This window comes from Paenibacillus lutimineralis, assembly GCF_003991425.1.
Classification (GTDB): domain Bacteria; phylum Bacillota; class Bacilli; order Paenibacillales; family Paenibacillaceae; genus Fontibacillus; species Fontibacillus lutimineralis.
This window is the reverse complement of the sequence record NZ_CP034346.1, coordinates 535,643-554,144: the sequence shown is the minus strand read 5'-3', so window position 1 is coordinate 554,144 and position 18,502 is coordinate 535,643. Positions and strand designations below refer to the sequence as shown.

The 18,502-nt window shown below is 46.8% G+C and carries 15 protein-coding genes; 5 read left to right on the top strand and 10 right to left on the bottom strand.

Translation table 11 applies throughout. From position 1 onward, the window contains the following. Nucleotide 1 precedes the first annotated feature (1 nt). The 9 genes from EI981_RS02415 to nagA all read right to left on the bottom strand — a co-directional run bounded on the left by EI981_RS02415 (nucleotide 2) and on the right by nagA (nucleotide 10,191). A complete protein-coding gene (locus tag EI981_RS02415; protein WP_126995108.1) occupies nucleotides 2-1,681 on the bottom strand; it encodes a glycoside hydrolase family 13 protein in 1,680 nt (559 codons plus the stop codon). A 165-nt stretch (nucleotides 1,682-1,846) separates the two neighbouring features. After that, a complete protein-coding gene (locus tag EI981_RS02410; RefSeq protein ID WP_227011656.1) occupies nucleotides 1,847-2,032 on the bottom strand; it encodes an aspartyl-phosphate phosphatase Spo0E family protein in 186 nt (61 codons plus the stop codon). Nucleotides 2,033-2,233: 201 nt separating this feature from the next. Further along, on the bottom strand, nucleotides 2,234-3,649 hold the full coding sequence (locus EI981_RS02405) for a helix-turn-helix domain-containing protein (RefSeq protein WP_126995106.1): 1,416 nt from the start codon (nucleotides 3,647-3,649) through the stop codon (nucleotides 2,234-2,236). Between the two features lie 312 nt (nucleotides 3,650-3,961). Continuing rightward, complete coding sequence (locus EI981_RS02400) at nucleotides 3,962-4,852, bottom strand: aldo/keto reductase (RefSeq protein WP_126995104.1); 891 nt, start codon at nucleotides 4,850-4,852, stop codon at nucleotides 3,962-3,964. Between the two features lie 374 nt (nucleotides 4,853-5,226). Then, the gene (locus tag EI981_RS02395; RefSeq protein WP_126995102.1) at nucleotides 5,227-6,030 is read right to left on the bottom strand and encodes a DeoR/GlpR family DNA-binding transcription regulator; all 804 of its coding nucleotides are present in this window, start codon (nucleotides 6,028-6,030) and stop codon (nucleotides 5,227-5,229) included. An 84-nt stretch (nucleotides 6,031-6,114) separates the two neighbouring features. After that, nucleotides 6,115-7,044 (bottom strand): 1-phosphofructokinase family hexose kinase, encoded by a 930-nt coding sequence (locus EI981_RS02390; RefSeq protein WP_126995100.1) that lies wholly within the window; start codon nucleotides 7,042-7,044, stop codon nucleotides 6,115-6,117. Then, nucleotides 7,041-7,907, bottom strand: a complete 867-nt coding sequence (gene fba, locus EI981_RS02385; protein ID WP_193556424.1) for a class II fructose-1,6-bisphosphate aldolase — start codon at nucleotides 7,905-7,907, stop codon at nucleotides 7,041-7,043. Before fba ends, EI981_RS02390 begins: the two co-directional genes overlap by 4 nt. A 53-nt stretch (nucleotides 7,908-7,960) precedes the next feature. After that, nucleotides 7,961-8,920, bottom strand: a complete 960-nt coding sequence (locus tag EI981_RS02380; RefSeq protein WP_126995096.1) for an ROK family protein — start codon at nucleotides 8,918-8,920, stop codon at nucleotides 7,961-7,963. 41 nt (nucleotides 8,921-8,961) lie between these two features. Then, nucleotides 8,962-10,191 carry an N-acetylglucosamine-6-phosphate deacetylase gene (gene nagA / locus EI981_RS02375; protein ID WP_126995094.1) on the bottom strand — a complete coding sequence of 410 codons (1,230 nt, stop codon included), beginning with the start codon at nucleotides 10,189-10,191 and terminating at the stop codon, nucleotides 8,962-8,964. Nucleotides 10,192-10,447: 256 nt separating this feature from the next. Between nagA and EI981_RS02370 the strand changes: the two genes are divergently transcribed. From EI981_RS02370 to EI981_RS02345, 5 genes are all read left to right on the top strand, one after another. Next, complete coding sequence (locus EI981_RS02370; protein WP_126995092.1) at nucleotides 10,448-11,497, top strand: SIS domain-containing protein; 1,050 nt, start codon at nucleotides 10,448-10,450, stop codon at nucleotides 11,495-11,497. Between the two features lie 1,000 nt (nucleotides 11,498-12,497). Further along, nucleotides 12,498-14,045 carry a spore germination protein gene (locus EI981_RS02360; protein WP_127004272.1) on the top strand — a complete coding sequence of 516 codons (1,548 nt, stop codon included), beginning with the start codon at nucleotides 12,498-12,500 and terminating at the stop codon, nucleotides 14,043-14,045. Nucleotides 14,046-14,065: 20 nt separating this feature from the next. After that, entirely contained in the window at nucleotides 14,066-15,268 is a 1,203-nt protein-coding gene (locus EI981_RS02355; protein WP_126995090.1) for a Ger(x)C family spore germination protein, read from the top strand. Between the two features lie 6 nt (nucleotides 15,269-15,274). Further along, nucleotides 15,275-15,523, top strand: a complete 249-nt coding sequence (locus EI981_RS02350; RefSeq protein ID WP_126995088.1) for a hypothetical protein — start codon at nucleotides 15,275-15,277, stop codon at nucleotides 15,521-15,523. Nucleotides 15,524-15,528: 5 nt separating this feature from the next. After that, complete coding sequence (locus EI981_RS02345) at nucleotides 15,529-16,941, top strand: GerAB/ArcD/ProY family transporter (RefSeq protein WP_126995086.1); 1,413 nt, start codon at nucleotides 15,529-15,531, stop codon at nucleotides 16,939-16,941. 91 nt (nucleotides 16,942-17,032) lie between these two features. Here the strand turns inward: EI981_RS02345 and EI981_RS02340 are convergent, their stop codons facing one another. Next, nucleotides 17,033-18,463: an aldehyde dehydrogenase gene (locus tag EI981_RS02340; RefSeq protein WP_126995084.1), complete on the bottom strand. Its 1,431-nt coding sequence runs from the start codon at nucleotides 18,461-18,463 to the stop codon at nucleotides 17,033-17,035. Between the last annotated feature and the right edge of the window lie 39 nt (nucleotides 18,464-18,502).

Here is an 18,502-nt window from a genome sequence, read left to right as displayed (position 1 = left end):
GTTAATCTAACTTGTAGACGAGCGCTTCATAAGGCCTCATCACAAAGCTATGATTCAGGCGGCTGTCATCCTGCTCATAATTGGATAGAACAATATGGCGCTTATAGGCGCCCAGTTCCTGCGGTATATTGAATTCAGGGGTATTTCCGTAGAAATTAAGGACGATCAAATAAACCTCATCTCCCAGAGAGCGGGTGTATGCGAATATATCCGGATGCTTATCCATATAGCTGCCGTATTTGCCGTATATCAGCGTCCCGCTTGATTTACGCAAAACGATTAATTTTTTATAGTAATTCAGTATAGAATCAGGATCAATCAACTGCTGCTCCACATTAATACAATGGTAGTCAGGATTGACGCGAATCCAAGGTACCACGTCGGAAAATCCGCCATGCGGGGAATCATTCCACTGCATCGGCGTTCTCGCATTGTCACGAGCCCGGTATCGAATCCTGCGCATCGTCTCTTCAATATCCTGACCATCCATCAGTCGTTCTCGATAATAGTTATAAATCTCAACATCCCTATATTCGCTGAGATTATGAAAGTGAACATTGGTCATACCAATTTCCTGCCCTTGATAAATGAAGGGGGTCCCCTGCATCAACATGTAGAATGTGGCCAGCATCTTGGCAGATTCCTTGTGGTACTTTACGGGGTCACCAAACCGAGACACGCTGCGAGGTTGATCATGGTTCTCCAAATAGAGAGCATTCCAGCCGACCCCGTCCAGTCCAATTTGCCACTTCTGCATAATCTGCTTCAGCTTATCTAGACTCCACGGTCCACAATCCCAGCGCCCCTCCGGTCCAAAATCGAGACTGACATGCTCGAATTGAAAGATCATATTGAACGCGCCATTCTTCTCGCCTATCCATTTATCCGCTTCCGAGATCGGCGTCCCGCTTGCTTCTCCAACCGTCATAATATCGTAATCAGCGAAGGCCTCTCGCTTGAATTGCTGCAGAAATTCATGAATCCCCTCAACATTACGATGACCCGTCATCGCATCAACATAACGTAAATGCTTCGGATTCGGCATGTCTGGCAGCCCCGGCAGCTTCTTGATATGCGTGATCGCATCCACTCGAAAGCCGTCAATTCCCTTATCCAGCCACCAGCGAATCATTGAGATTAACTCCTGACGCACCACCGGATTTTCCATATTAAGATCAGGCTGCTTTACAGAATACAGATGTAAATAATATTGCTCCGTATGCCCATCGTATTCCCATGCAGACCCATTGAACATCGATTCCCAGTTATTCGGTTCCGCCCCGTTCTTGCCATCGCGCCAAATATAATAATTCCGTTTGGGGTTATCCCGCGAGGAACAGGATTCTATGAACCAGGGATGCTCATCTGACGTATGATTCAGAACCAGATCCATAATGAGCCTGATGCCTCTGCGATGGCACTCCTCCAGCAGCTCATCGAAATCATTCATCGCCCCAAAATCATCCAAAATATCGTAATAATCGCTAATATCATAACCATTATCATCATTTGGAGATTTATAAATGGGGCAGATCCAGATGACATCGATCCCGAGAGCCTCTAAATAATCGAGCTTGGAAATAACCCCTTGCAGATCGCCGATACCGTCTTCATTGGAATCCATGAAGCTTCGGGGGTAAATTTGGTATGCCACAGCCTCTTTCCACCATACTTTACGCATTTCGTGCCTCCATAATTATTGCAAAGATTATGCCGATAATATTAATGTCAGATCTCCCAGAACCGATCTTTTTACACACGCACTTTAATATTCTGCCCAATGCGAAATGTATAGAAACTCCTGTAAGTTTGCATTCCTGATAAAACAAAAAAGAAGCCATTTCGCTCAAGCAATCGGCTTCTTCTTCTGAGAGTCATAATACCTGACCTTATTATATTTATTTATCAATTCATCGAGCTCTATAGATTGTTCAAGCACACGCTTGTCCAACAAACCATATTGCGCTGCCAGTCGGTTTAATTCCTCTCGTTCCTGCTCAATAATAGTTGTTATAGTCTCTCTTCTAATCACTGTCAATCACCCTATGTTATATTTTAGGGTCTGTTGCTAAATAATGCATATTGATCGTTTGTGCATACAATAAAAAATTCCATTTATGGTTAAAAAAATAAAGAATCGACTCAATTTGAGCCGATTCTTCTTAAGATCTAACATTAATCCTAGTAACCAGCGCCATGAGTGAAAGCTGTGATAACCCCTCCAACAACAATGCTAACGGAGAGAATGTGCATAGTCATCCATACTAAACTCTTCTTCATTGTCCCACGCCTCCTCACATAATTTAATATAAGCTTTTTTTTGCTCCTCAGTTGTATAGTCTCTGTAGAATTCATATAATATCATGCTGTTCGCCATCATGCTCTTACTGTTGATTTGAATAGAGTACTTGAGGCTATCCAGGGTATTCTTGATTCCCTCCGACAGCATCTTCTTCCGAAAACAGTAAATCGCATATTTCTGAAAAAATAAGGAACAGCGGAATGTATGAACTTGTTCTTTGTAAACAAACTCTTGTGAATTATTATCATCCTGACTCTGTTTACTAATGCGGAGATAGATCTTAATCTCATCCGAAAACTGCTGGAGATGCTCGTCTACAAAAAACTTATGCCGATTTGCTGATTCTAGTAAGGTAATCAATCCTTCCAATACCTCGCTTGGATTCTCCTTCAAGAATTGAATGTATTCAGGGATTCTTGATACCTTCCCTTCTTTCACATCTATGGAGAGCAAATTAGCACGTGCGAACATCCTGTATCTTTCTACATCTACCGCCATATTCTGATCCGAGCTTTCGAACCAACTAAGATCAGCGTATTTAGCAATCCACTTTCTGGATTCAGTAAACATTCTTCGAAACTCATAACAGGCACCCTTATAGAGATAGCCTATACCATAATAATAGACCAATGATCGGGAAGGTTTGAAATCCGGCTTCTCCCAACGACGCTTAGTATAAAGGATCTCCGTCAGGTTACATAATTCATCCGTATACTTCTCGACTTCTTCCCAATCTTTATTCACATAGTACAGTTCTACCAGCATTACTAACCCATCAAGAACCAGCGCTTCTGGTAGTCTGTGACGATAAGGAATAAATTGGGCAGCAGCAGTAAAATTCCTATGGTTATCCTTTTGATAGATTTGAAACAACCTGAAGTAACTGATAGCTAGACGTTCACTATGACTTGACCTTTCACTCTCGATCACACATTCATACAGAAGAATAGCTGCCTCTTTCAGACCTTGTTCAAACATGATTTCCGCCGTTTCAAAAATGCCTGCTACCTGCTTAATATCTTCAATGAGGAGTTCAAGCACCTTTTGAATACAATCATGTCTCCGAAGCTCCGCGCAACGAAGCAGAAAGGGACGCAATCTACGCCAATGAGGAGCAGCTGAAGCAAAGCTCTCATCCACATACATCTCATAAAAGCTGCCCTCCGGAAGACTCATAACATCGGTAATCAGATCCAATTGTCCAATCGATACTGGTCTGTTCCCGTTGATGATGCCGCTTAGGGTACCCACATTAATTCCGGATAGTTCAGCAAATTGATGAAGTGTTATCCCCTCCTTCTTGATGTAACTTTCTAATTCTGCGCGAATCGTGACGGTGGAAATCAAAAAGGATTCACCCCCTTATGGAAGTAATGCCTAGCCGCAAATCCATAATATTGAAAAAAAACTATAATTTAATATTAAGGCTAATTTTGACATTGGTCAATTAAAAAAATCACGTTTTCGTCAATTTTTCCCAAATGTTAAAGGTTTTTGTCTGTTTTCTATTGTCGAAGAATGCTTGCTCTCCATTAAAATAACAAAAGAATCGGTGCCATGTCATTACAACCATCACACCGATTCTTGTAAATTTCGTGATTCAACGAGTCCGCATTCTAGCACGGGCCCTTCTTGATTAAATTCGGATTAAACATGGAACTATAGGAGCTGGGCTGCCGCAGCATTGGACTCCACCTGCGCCGGATTCTTGCAGCCCGGAATTACAGCAGATACGATCGGATTCTTAAGACACCATGCCAATGCCCACTGTGCCATATCAACGCCCTGAGGAACCTCATTGCGACGAATTTCTTCTACCTCTTCCAGCTTACGACGAGTGTTCTCCGGATCATGGCGATGGCGTACGTCTGTATTATCGAACACGGCACCTGGCTTATACTTACCGCTCAAATAACCGCTAGCCAACGGTACACGTGCAAGCACGCCCAAATTCTGCTTCTCGCAGGACGGGAATACCCGCTCTTCCGGCTTGCGATCCAATCGGTTATATACGACCTGGATCACTTGCGAATTCACTTTAGTAGATTGTTCAGTCTGATGCAGATTGTCATTGCTGCCGATCGAAGTACCTAAATGACGCACTTTACCAGCCTGTACTTGCTTATCCAGCATCGTCCATAGATCATCATTATCGAACACCTGGTCCGGACCTGAATGGAACTGATACAAGTCTACATAATCTGTATTTAATGCTTTTAATGAAGCATCCAGTTGCTTGAGAACATCGGCAGCATTGAATACATCTGTACGGGTAAAACGCTCGTGGAAATGATGTCCAAACTTCGTAGCAATCACCCAATCCTCGCGCTTACGCCGGCCGATATAATTTCCAATGAAGGATTCCGACAAATGGTCGCCATAGCACTCCGCCGTATCAATCAGATTGATACCGAGCTCCTGGCCTTTATCGAGAATAGCATCCACTTCATCCTGAGTAAATTGAATCCCCCATTCTCCACCGAACTGCCATGTTCCGATGCCGATTACGGATACGTCCAACCCTGTCTTACCAAGTGTACGATATTTCATATTACCCCTCCTGAGTGAATACTGAAGTTTCTAGAGCATATTGACTCTACTGGATCATACCCTAAATAACCTTATTTTTCTATATCCGTAGTATTAGAAGATCTCGTCTTTTTCTATACATTTAGACAGAATAATCCCCGCAAGCAAAAAAGGATTGCCAATAGGCAATCCCGTTGATTATATTTCCACACTCTAACGAAACTGGGTAACGTTATTTGGCCAATAATAGGTGCTAAGAAATTTTAACGAAACTGGGTATCCGCTATTGAAGACAGTTAGCCGTTCAAAGCCTATATTTCTTTCAAATAACGATATAGAGTTTCGTTAGATTTGAAATGCCGCAGTTTGTGTGGAAATAACGATCTGTCGTTTCGTTAGCTGAGGCCCAACTGCGTTTCACTCGCTGCGATATGAACTTCAATCTGGCGATCCCCGCATTCAGGCATGCTCCATCCCTCTGGCAGCCGATTTGTAATGATCCCCGTAACTTGGCAGAGCTGAACAATCGTAAACAAAGCTGATTTCTGCAGTTTGCTGTCATCGAACACAGCGAAAACCTGACTGGAGCGTTCAATAAGCTGCTGGGCGATCCGCGACTCCAGCTCGGAATGCATCGTAAATCCATGCTCCTGAGACACCCCGTCCACACCGAGGAACATCTTCGTAATGTTGATCCTGCCAACTACGCTCTCAGCCAGTGGCCCGATTAACTCATAGCTCTTCGTGCGCATGACACCGCCTGTCACAACCACTTGAATCTCTTCCGCTTCGACCAGTTCGGCAGCGATATTAACCGCATTGGTCACAATCGTAATATTGCGATGCTTCTTCAGCTCCTTGGCAATTAAGAACGTCGTCGTGCCGCCGGTAAGACCGATCACATCGCCTTCCTCAACTAATGTAGCCGCCATACGAGCAATCCGTTCCTTATCCTGAAGATGGGAGAAGCGCTTATCAGCAAAGGACACCTCGGAAGTCATCGAACGATCTCCATCATAGATGGCACCGCCGATCGTACGGATAATCTCCCCCGATTTTTCCAGAGAGTCAAGATCACGTCTGGCCGTCGCTTCCGAGCAGCCTGTGGCTTCGATGATTTCCTGGATCGATATTTTACCGCTCACTTTGATCAGTTCCAGAATCTTCGCTCTACGAAGTCCGGTCTTAGAAATTTCCATAGCCTTCTCCTCTAATACACTTATGGTCCGTCAACAATTCTATCATAATTTTGGAGGATGAAGGACAAGAATGCAAGCGGCAACCTACAACGGCTCAACCTTCACTTGATGAAGGTACAGATTAAATACATCATCCTCAATATGCCCTGCTCTCTCCGACATTGCATTTGCCGCAGCCGCAGCCGTTGCGATGCGAAGCCTGTCCACCGGCGCGTCCCCACATGCCTCCGAGAATGCCATGCCAGCTACAAAGGAATCTCCACAGCCTACAGTATTTATCGCCTGAATCGAAGGCGGACTAACGCGGAATACTTGCCGATCGATAACAGCAATCGTTCCTCGCTCGCCCAATGTGACACATACCTGTGAAATACCTTCGTCGAACAGTTTCTTAGCCGCTTCGATGCATTCGTTCTCGGTTAAACTCACTTTACCAAGCCAGACGGCTAATTCATGCTCATTTGGCTTCACAAAATGCGGTTTCGCCTCGATTCCCGCACTAAGCGCAATCCCGCTTGTATCCAGGTATGCCCTTGCTCCTGCTTCCTTCACAATACCGATCAATTCTGCATACAGCTCAGCTGAGGCGCCCGGAAGCAAGCTCCCAGACAAGACGACAATGCTTGAATTCCTCGCCAGTTCAAGCAAATCTTGCTTCAGCTGTGCAAGTTGCGCCCGTCCAACTACTGGACCTTGTTCCAGCAGCTCTGTAGATAGCCCACTGGCCTCATCCATAATATTTAGACATACGCGTGATTCCCCAGAGGCGGCAATGAATGCCGTATGAATTCCCCGAGCTTGCATCTCTGTCTCAATGAATGCCCCATTGTTGCCAGCGATAAAGCCCGATGCTGTCACCTCACCGCCCAATAGCCGTATCACCTTAGCCACATTGTTCCCTTTGCCACCCGGTTCAGCAACTTGCCGGGCAACCCGGTGCACTTCACCAGGAATGAACGAGGGAACATAATAGGTTTTGTCAATCGCCGCATTCAAGGTGACAGTGGTGATCATTTTAAAGTTCCCGCCTTACCGATGCATCCGCATAATTCCATCTTCTCAATTGCCAGACGCTTCACGGCTTCTTTTGCCGGAACCATATACTTGCGCGGATCGTTCTCTTCAGGGGACTTAGTGAAGACTTCTTTGATCGCATCAGAGAATGCAATTCTTAGTTCTGTCGCTACGTTCATCTTGGACATACCGAGTGAGACTGCCTTGCGTACCTGCTCAGCCGGAATACCCGATCCGCCATGAAGAACGAGAGGTACCTCTACCTTCTCAGCAATCTTGGCAATTCTCTCAAAATCGATGTTAGGCTCCCCTTTGTAAATACCATGCGCTGTACCGATCGCTGGCGCCAATGTCAGTACATTCGTCCGTTCAATGAACAACTGGCAATCATCCGGATCAGCCAGCATTGCATCACGCTCATCGACGACAATATCATCTTCTACACCGCCAACCTTGCCGAGCTCAGCTTCCACATTCACACCTGCCGCAGCAGCAACCTCCATGACACTAAGCGTACGCTGTATATTTTCCTCAAAAGGAAGCATCGAAGCGTCGATCATGACAGAGGTATAACCCGCCCGGATACATTGAATGATCGTGGCGAAATCTGTGCAGTGATCCAGATGCAGAGCGATAGGCAGGCCAGTCTGGTCCGCTGCAACCTTAGCTGCAGCTGCAATATATTCAGGCCCTAAATGCTTCACGGTTCCCACTGTTGATTGAATAATCAACGGAGAATTGGTCTCGCTGGCAGCTTCGACAACAGCCTGCAGCATCTCCAAAGTATGAACATTAAAAGCAGTAATCGCATAACCATTCTCTCTTGCTTGCTGAAGCATGGAAGTAGACGAAATAAGTGGCATAATAAGTCCTCCTAAATATATGATTGAATTGGTTTGTATTGATATGATTAGGTCTAGACGTCACTACATTTAAGTGCCCACAGAGCACTTCCGATAATGCCGGCATGGTCATTCAGTTCAGCCGGCTTAATGACGAACTGGCCGATATAATCCTGAAGCAGCAGGCGATCGAGCTCCTGTCTTATCGGGGTAAATAGCGCTTCACCGGCCAGTGCTCCGCCTCCGCCAATCACGATGGCATCCGGCGAGAGCAACGGCACGGCCCAGGCCAATGCCCTGGCAAATGTCTTGCCCGTCTGGGCCAGAACATCCTGAGCCATTACATCACCGTCATCACTGGCTTTGGATACGGCGCTCGCCGATATGTCCGCTGGATTGGGGAACCACTCCTGAAGCAGGCTCGATTCTCCCTTTGCAATCCGGTCACGCGCCTGTCTGGCAATGCCAGTCGCCGACACAATTGTCTCCAGGCAGCCTATCCGACCGCAGTTGCATGGGAAATCTACATGCTCTATAGGAACATGCCCGATCTCCCCGGAGATATAACGATGTCCATAATGCAAGCTGCCATGCTGTACAAACGCCGAAGCCAATCCTGTACCGATCGTAACGCCGTATACATAGTCATAACCTCTGCCTGCTCCAGCTACCGCTTCTCCATAGACATACATGCGCACATCATTATCGATATAGACTGGCTTGCCGATAAGCTCACTTAACCTGGAAGCGACAGGAATGTCGCGCCAATTCAGATTGACTGCTCTCATACTGACGCCTTGCACCGGGTCTACCAGTCCGGGGATTCCCATCCCCACCGCGATACATTGCTCCCTGGATATGCCGGTTTCTTCTATTAATTGTTCAATCGTCTTGCCAATCTTCACTAGAATGGCCTGGGGGCCTTCATTCGCGGCGGTGGGATACTTCCGCTGGACGACGATGTTCCCGTCCTCATCAACTAATCCACAGACGATATTGGTACCCCCTACATCGACTCCGATGGCATATCTCATAGATGAACTCCGCTCCCTTCAACGATTCATTTTGCTAGGTTCTAACGGCTTGTTGCATCGTAGACCCGATTCCCCTGAACATAGGTCTGATATACTTGAAACTCCTCATCGATGATGACCATGTCGGCATCCTTGCCCAGTTCGATCGTTCCCTTCCGATCCTGTACGCCGATCTGGATAGCTGGATGAATTGTCAGCGCAGGAACGATGTCAGCGATCTCCTTGCCGGTAAATGCGACGGTTCTGGATAACGCATCAATCATTGTTAGCGAGCTTCCCGCCAAGCTTCCTAAAGATCCGTCAGCCAGCTTCAGATGAACCTGACCGTTATGCATCAGAACCGGGAGCTTGCCGAGCAAGTACTCTCCATTCGGACAGCCAGCAGCACACATGCTATCCGTAATCATGATCACCTTACCTTCTGGCTTGATGTCGAACACCCATTTGACTAAATCAGGATGAACATGACAGCCATCGCAGATCAGTTCTACCGCTAATTCATCCAGCATAAGCGCCGCGCCGGCAACGCCAGGTTCCCGATGATGCAGCGGCCGCATGCCATTGAACAGATGCGTAACCTGCGTTGCGCCCCACTCCACAGCCTTCTTCATCGTCTTGTAATCCGCATCCGTATGAGCCAATGAGACTGTGACCCCTCTATCAACCGCGTGGACGATCACTTCTTCTGCAGAACGAAGCTCAGGAGCAATGGCCATCAGCTTGATCGTCCCTTGGGAAGCAGACCAAAAGCTCTCGAATTCCTCTATGGACGGTTCACGAAGATCCTCAGGATTCTGCGCTCCACACCTTGTCTGATTTAGAAATGGCCCTTCCAAATGGATCCCCAGAAGATGAGCGCCGTTCGGCTCACGATCAGAGTCTTGAACCGCACCGGCCGCCGCCTCCAGTGCAGAGATGATCTCCTCATGCGAAGCGGTCAACGTCGTCGCCAATAATGAAGTAGTGCCTCTAGAAGCATGGAAACGACACATCCCATACAGCTCATCAGCACTTCCCTTCATAACGTCGTATCCTCCGCCGCCATGCACATGCAGGTCAATGAAACCAGGCAGCAGCATCCTTCCTCCCGCATCAAGCTGAATCCACGGTTCTTCGGCGATGGCCAATTGTCCGCTGCTCTCCACTCCACTTCCATCGCCGCGATCTATGCCGACAATCTCTCCATCCTTGATGAATAGGCTTCCGTTGTTAATCCAGCCACGGGGCGTAAGGATCCGTGCGTGATGAATTTGAAGCGAGCTGGACTTCATAGATGCACCCTCCCCATACCATTGATGTATATTTTGATTGATTCAATCATTTTATGATTATAATATTCTTGTTTATGGAGTAAATCAATATATTTTTGATTATAAATTGAGTTTATATTGAATATTATGATAAAAAATCAACTATTATGATCAATATTTATTTTATTTTGATTGAAATAATCATTTTATTGATATAAACTGTCTTCATACGCTATGAATGATCATTCGAATTAATTTATAGGAGGTTTAAGCGTCTATGAGCTTGACTTATAGTGAAATCAAGCAGCAATACGCTGCCCTGCAACAAACCTATGACTACATGATGAGCCAAAGACAACGTATTATTGACTTCGTTCAAGCCCAGGCTATCACTTCAATCACCTTCGTAGGTTGTGGTTCAAGCTATTGTCTTAGCCGCTCCGCTGCGATGTCCGTCACCTTGCGAGCCGGTTTGCCCGCTTATGCGCTGGCCGGGGGCGATCTCATGTTGAATTATGAGCAATACCGCCCTATGCTGAGAAATACACTTCTCGTCGCCCCTTCGCGCTCCGGCAGCACCAGTGAAGTCGTCGAAGCTGTTCGTCTGCTCCGCGAGGGTAATGACAGTAATCTTCCGGTATTATCCCTGTCCTGTGTCAGTGACTCACCACTCTCGAAGCAGTCCAATTATGCCTTGGAACTACCATGGGCATTCGACCATAGTGTCTGCCAGACCCGGACAGTGACCAATCTGTATATGGCCAATCTGCTGCTTGGCGCTTTCTTAGGCAAGGATGATAAGCTGATCGCAGATCTTCAGACCGCAATTCATCAGGGAGAAGCCTATATGAATAGCGTGGAGGACAGCATACGCAGCGCAGCTGATTTCAACTGGTCCAACGCGGTCCTGCTGGCGGATGGAGAACTACAAGGTCTCGCTTCTGAAGGGGCTATCGCTTTGACGGAGATCGCCAAGATTCAAGCTCATTCCTTCCATCTGCTCGATGTACGACACGGTCCAATGGTTACCGTAGGCGAAGATACTTTGGTGATCGCCGCACTCTCCGAGCAAGGAATGGAGCACCAGAGCAAGCTCATGCGCGATATTAAGAACCGAGGGGCAAAGATTATCGCCTTCGCGGACCAGGCAGAAGTGATCCCTTCTGATTACGTTGACCTTGCCGTTGTTTCCGAGAACAAGCTCGACCCAGCGGCACGCGGTATTCCATTCATTTTCATTCCGCAGATCGTTGCCCTGAGTAAAGCTCAGCAATTAGGTATCGATCCGGATCAACCAGATGGACTGGTTGCCTGGGTTAAGCTATAATCCATCGAACTTTGAGAAAAATATGATATGCAAAGAAGCAGGCCAGGAATTAAAACTCCTTGGGCCTGCTTTTTATTCTGTCGGACGAATGATCGCCCTTAGACTATAGTTTATCGCTCACTCTCATTGGCAATAATGATTGCTAATATAACGTAAGAGGGTGAACACCATGCGCAGGCGTAAAAGAAAAAGCCTTCATCAAATAAAAGCATCCCCTGATTCTGCCGATCAGAAGTCTGAAAAAACGCCGGAAATGCAGGAGAATAATAAATCTTCTGAGAACCAAGCGGATCAAAGTAATAACCAAACGGCGAATGCGCAAGAAAATAATTCAAGCCAGCAAAGTCAAGATAGCCAGCAAAATCATCTAGTTCAGGATAGCCAAGGCAATCAGGAAGCAGAGGAGATCTTGGAACTTGGGAATGCGCAAAGCGCACAAGAGGCCCAAAGCAATCAAGGTTCACAGAAACGTGAAAATGAGCAGCAAACAACTCAACAAAATGAAAACTATGAAAATAGTCAGAACAACTTAACAAATAACGATAGCAGTATTCAGAATAACGACGGAAATAGTGGAAGTAATAGCAGTAATGATAACGGTGGTGCCAATCAGAAAAGTAACAAGCAGCAAAACAGTGCTAATGGCGAAATCCCTAACAGCAGCAACAATACGAACAATAACGGAGACGATCAAAACAGCAATAGCGATAGTACCCCCGCCAACAACAACAACAACAACAACAACGCTAATGGCAATAGCGGTAGTATCACTAACAGCAACGGTAGCGCCAATAACATTAGCGATAGCAATAGTTCCACTAACAGCAACAGAAATGCCAACAGTAACAATGGTAGTAACGGTAATAATGGTGACACCACTGATGGCGGTAAGAGCAATAATAACAACAGTAGTTCTGGCAATAGCGAAAGCCAGCAGACAAAGAATCAGCAGAACCAACAAAACCAACAGAACAATCAAAATTCCCAGCAAACACAACAAATAGAAACAGACCTTGATTCCAAGCTTCCGCCGATCGATAAAAGCCTGGATAAGAATGTGAAGTACATTGAAAATACACTCGGTAAGAGCACTGATCTGATTATAAGAAAATTCCCTTTTAACCCGGCAAATGACCGGCTCATCGCAGTAGTATTCATCGATGGGCTATGCGACGGTTCCGTCGTTAATGATTACATTATGGAATCGTTAATGCAGCCTGAAGGGAAGGCACTGGCTCAGCTCGATAAGGAGAAAATTGACACCACTAACGTGCTCCAATTGATTAAGGATCGTGCTCTCACCTTTGGCGACATTCATGATCTGCATGATTACAACACGCTGTTCCATTCTCTGATGTCCGGGGATGCCATCCTGTTCGTAGATGGGGAGACTGCTGCTATTGCGGCCAGTGTCCGGGGGTGGAGAGATCGCGGTGTCTCCGAGACCTCATCCGAGAACGTCGTCCGCGGTTCGCGCGAAAGTTTCTCTGAATCTATCCGCACGAATACCGCATTGGTACGGCGCAGGATCAAGGAGCCTACCTTGTGGATGGAATCACGGCAGATCGGCCATGTCTCACGGACAGATGTTGCAATAATGTACATCAAAGGTCTCGTTAACGATCAGATCGTGCAAGAAGTGAATACCCGACTGGACCAAATCGATATCGATTCAATTCTGGAGACCGGCTATATCGAGGAATTGATTCAGGATGAGACAATGACTCCTTTTCCAACGATTTATAATTCGGAAAGGCCAGACGTCATCGCCGCCGAATTGTTGGAGGGGAAAATCGCCATTTTCGTCGACGGCACGCCCATTGTGCTGGCTGTACCAGCTCCCTTCGTCTCCTTCATGCATGCGGCGGAGGATTATTACCAGCGGGCCGATATCAGCAGCTTCATCCGAATTTTAAGGTATGTAGGTCTAGTCATTTCTTTACTGAGCCCATCTTTCTATATTGCAGTGACGACGTTTCATCAGGAGATGATTCCGACCTCCTTACTAATGAGCCTGGCCTCACAGCGTGAATACGTGCCTTTTCCAGCCTTCATCGAAGCGCTTTTGATGGAGTTGACCTTCGAGATCCTACGTGAGGCTGGCGTACGGATGCCCAAATATATCGGAGCAGCAGTCTCCATTGTAGGTACTCTGGTCATAGGCCAAGCTGCGGTGCAAGCCGGGTTCATCTCGGCTGCTATGGTTATCGTCGTATCTCTTACGGCGATTTCCAGCTTCGTGCTGCCTTCCTACAATATGTCCATCGCCTTCCGTATGCTGCGGTTCCCCCTCATGGGATTGGCCGCTTCATTCGGGTTGGTGGGCATTTTTGTTGGATGTACGGCGATTATTTTGCACCTTTGCAGTCTGCGCACTTTCGGTGTTCCGTATATGACTCCGTTCGGTCCGTTCGTTCCAAGCGATATTAAGGATACCCTCCTGCGCCTCCCGCATCGCTTCATGATCACGCGCCCACGGCTTATCAATCAGAAGAATATCCGGCGACAATCTCGCAACTCGGGACAGAAGCCTCCAAAGCCAAGATAGAAAGGTGGCCCGACAAAGTTATGAAGAGATTTACAGCTTACCTGTTCCTGCTTCTTATGATGTCTACACTCTTAACAGGATGCTGGAACCGCCGTGAATTGAATGAAATTGCCATTGCCGTTGGACTTGGACTGGACATGGACGAGGATGAATATCTGGTATCTGTTCAAATTGTCAACCCAGGTGAGGTAGCCAGCGGCAAAGGAGGGGGAGAATCCCCGGCCACCTTATATAAGGCCAAAGGCCATACGGTCTCCGAGGCTATTCGTAGAATCAGCAACGTCAGCCCGCGTAAAATATATGTCTCCCAATTAAGAATGGTGCTGATTGGACAATCCTTAGCTGATAGCGGTGTTGGCGAAGCACTTGATTTCCTACTGCGGGATCACGAGATGAGGACCGACTTTTATCTGGCGGTTGTAAGAGATGCATCAGCGGAAGACGCACTCAAGATCATGACTCCGTTGCAGAAGATCCCGGCCAATAAATTGTTCTCTTCGCTAGAGACCTCGGAGAAGACCTGGGCCCCCAGCTTGACGGAAACTCTGAATGAGATGATCAGCGACCTGCTTAGCGACGGCAAGCAACCTGTGCTTCCTGGAATTCGCATCCTGGGCAATCCCGAGATCGGCGCAAAGAAGCAGAATGTCGAGGGAATTGATACTCCAACACGGCTGAAATTTTCAGGAATCGCCGCATTTAAACGTGATAAAGTCGCCGGCTGGCTCACTGAAGAGGAGAGCAAAGGTTACAATTTCATTCGTGACAATATTAAGAATACGATTGAACACACCGTATGCCCGGATGGAGGCAAGCTCTCCTTCGAGATTATCCGTTCCAAGACCAAATCGCGCGGTAAGGTTATCGAAGGCAAGCCGCAAATAGATATTAACGTTCAAGTTAACGGTAATATCGCTGAAGTCGAATGTAAAGATCTGAACCTGTTAAATGTCAAGACGATCGAGATGATTGAACAACTGCTGAATAAGCGAATCAAATCGATTATGGAAGACTCTATCCGTACCGTTCAACAGAAGTATGGCGGAGATATTTTCGGCTTCGGCGAGGTTATCCACCGCTCCAATCCACGTGCATGGAAGGAACTAAGACATGATTGGGATGAGCGCTACTTCCGCAACCTGGCTGTAAACATTAATGTATCTGTCAAGATTCAACGGCTTGGTACGATCAAGGATTCTTTTCTGAAAAATATGAAGGAGTAGTCCACTATGCTCAGCAGTTTGATCATCCTGGGGGTAACCGGTCTGATTATACGATTCGATGTCCCTTCCCTAATGAAAAACAAATATACCAAAGATCTGTGGGTGTTCTCTATCCTCTTGCTCATTGGGGTCACGATGAATGTGATCGTAAATGTATTTCAGAATGTCCCTACACCGCTTAATGCGCTGACAACCTTGTTCACTCCGCTCAATAATTTACTTGAATATGTCGGCCTAATTCGGTCTCAGAGGTGAAATAGATGAACAAGTATCGCCAATCCAACATATCGGCACGACAACTGACTACCCTGACCGTCTTCTTCACGATCGGCAGCGGTATACTTATCGTTCCATCCAGTGTGACTACGATAGCAAGGCAGGACGCGTGGATCGCTTGTCTTGTAGGGCTAGCTATCGGAATATTGATACTGTGCATGTTCAACCTGCTAACTAAGCTTTATCCCCAGTTAAACCTGGTCCAGATGATGGAGGCGGTCTTTGGCAAATGGTTGGGTAAACTGATCGCTCTATTAGTTGTAGTGAGCCTATTTATAACGGGTCCGTCCCCGGCGCTCTATTTCACCAGCAACTTTATAACGACACAGATCATGCCAGAGACACCGACGCAGGCCATCAATATTCTATTTGTCGTAGTGATCATCATGGGTGCTAGGCTTGGGCTTGAGACCATCGCCCGTTCCTCTGAGCTAATGTTCTTCCCATTTATTATCCTGTTCATCTCGTTCGTCATACTTATCCTGAACCAGACTCAGACACAGAATATTCTCCCGGTGATGGAGAACGGAATGAGGCCGATTTGGTCCGCCTCACTGGATTTCATGGCGACCGTCTTGCTGCCGCATATCACCTTGCTTATATTCCATTCCTCCGCGGTAAATAAGCCAAAGGAAGCACGGAGAGCTCTGCTCATAGGGAGTGCTATGGGAGGGCTGGCCATCACTCTGATCGTTGCTCTATCTATATTAGTCTTCGGGCCAGACATTATTATCAGCAGTATGTACCCAAGCTATCTATTAGCGCAAAAAATAAATATCGGCAATTTCCTGCAGCGAATTGAGGTCATTATGGCAATTATGTGGTATACCACGTTGTTCATCAGAATTGCGATATATATTTTTTTCACAGCTATCAGCTTAACTTATATATTCAATCTGCGGAACTATCGTCCTCTGGTTATGCCCCTTGGCATGATCCTGGTGAGCCTGTCAGAGATTGTCTACCCTAACGTCTCGTTCCATCAAACCTGGGATAGCTCAACATGGGTATCCTATACCCTGGTTCTGTCTGTGTTCCTGCCAGTTGTCATGCTGCTCACCCATATGATTCGTAACATGGCAACTAACGGAGCCAATCCGGCTTCTAATGCTTCTAATGCGCCTAACTCATCAAATCCGTCGAATTCGCAAAACTCATCGAGCTCTTCAGAATCGTCCAGTTCATCAGGGCCATCAGACTCATCAAGTTCGTCGAATTCGTCAATGGCATCGAGTTCTTCAGACTCGGCAGGGAAATCTGACTCTTCGGGGTCTTCGGGGTCTTCGGGCTCTTCGGGCTCTTCGGGCTCTTCGGGCTCTTCGGGCTCTTCAAACTCTGCAGACTCGTCGGGCTCTTCAAGTTCATCAGACTCGTCAGATTCGTCAGGTTCACCTTAGTGGATCGGTTCCTTAATTCGGAGGCATTCTTTACTGTAAACATCAAAATGGCCGTTTGCCTGAATCTCATTCAGACAAACGGCCACTGTTGTTACTTCAAAAACCTCTTCACAAGTCCTAATTTCTTAGCATTGTAAGGTGGGAACAGGAAGCTTGGATTAATCCGTGTCGGCCTGTTCAGCACACTCTTCTTATGCGAGAAGGCATCGAAGCTGTGCCGCCCATGATAGGCTCCCATCCCTGAAGAGCCAACTCCCCCGAATGGGAGATAGGGACTGACTAAGTGCATGATTGTATCGTTCACACATCCTCCGCCAAAAGACACTGTACTCATTATCCGCTGTTCAATCTGTTTATCATTCGTAAATAAGTACAGCGCCAACGGCTTCGGCCTGGAGTTCACCGCCTCAATCACCTGATCCAGATTATGATACTCCAACACCGGCAGGATCGGACCGAATATCTCATCCTCCATCACCTTGTCGCTCCAATTCACACCGTCAAGCAACGTAGGCGCAATATATAAATCCTCCCGGTCAGTCTGCCCTCCTGCTGCTACAACAGCACCTTCCAATAGTCCATTTAGACGTTGCCAATGTGCATGATTGACGATGCGGCCATAGTCGGGACTTAACTGTGAATCCGTTCCGTAGAAAGAAATGATATATTCCTTCATCTTCGCAATTAATTGTGCACGGACGTCCTTATGAACAAGCACATAGTCAGGGGCCACACAGGTTTGCCCTGTATTCAAGTATTTTCCCCACACAATTCTCTGTGCCGCTACATCCAGATTTACGTTCTTATCGACGATACATGGACTCTTGCCTCCAAGCTCCAATACGACCGGGGTGAGATGCTCGGCCGCGGCCTTCATCACAATCTTGCCAACCCGCACGCTCCCCGTGAAGAAGACCATATCGAATGGAGCCTGCAGCAATGTAGAGGTAGTCTCCTGACCTCCCTGAATGACCCGCACATAAGACTCATCGAAGCATTCGCTAATCAATTTGGAGATGACCGCTGAGACATGTGGCGTATATTCTGAAGGCTTGATTACTGCACAATTTCCGGCTGCAATCGCCCCAACCAACGGGTCCATCACTAGCATGAATGGGTAATTGAATGGCCCAATGATTAAGGTCGAGCCGTAAGGCTCCGAATATATATAGCTTCTAGAGCCAAAGTGAACGAGCGGGTTACGAACGCGATCCGGCTTCATCCACTTATGAAGGTTCTTCATTACATAACCAATACTATCGTACAAATATCCGATCTCTGTCGAATAAGCCTCAAACTCTGGCTTGCGCAAATCCTGATGCAAAGCTTGAATTATCTCACGCTCATGCTGCTGGACAGACCGCTTCAATGCTTGAAGCTGCTGCAGCCTGAACTCCAGTGATCCGGTCTTTCCCCCGTTAATGATGCTCTTCTGCTGCTTAAGTAATTGTATAATCGTCTCAGGATTTAACTCCGCCATTTTACTCACTGCCCTTCTTAGCGTATAATCCACTATCTTCATATTATATTTCCCGATTCAGGAAATCATCTAGTCAGCATG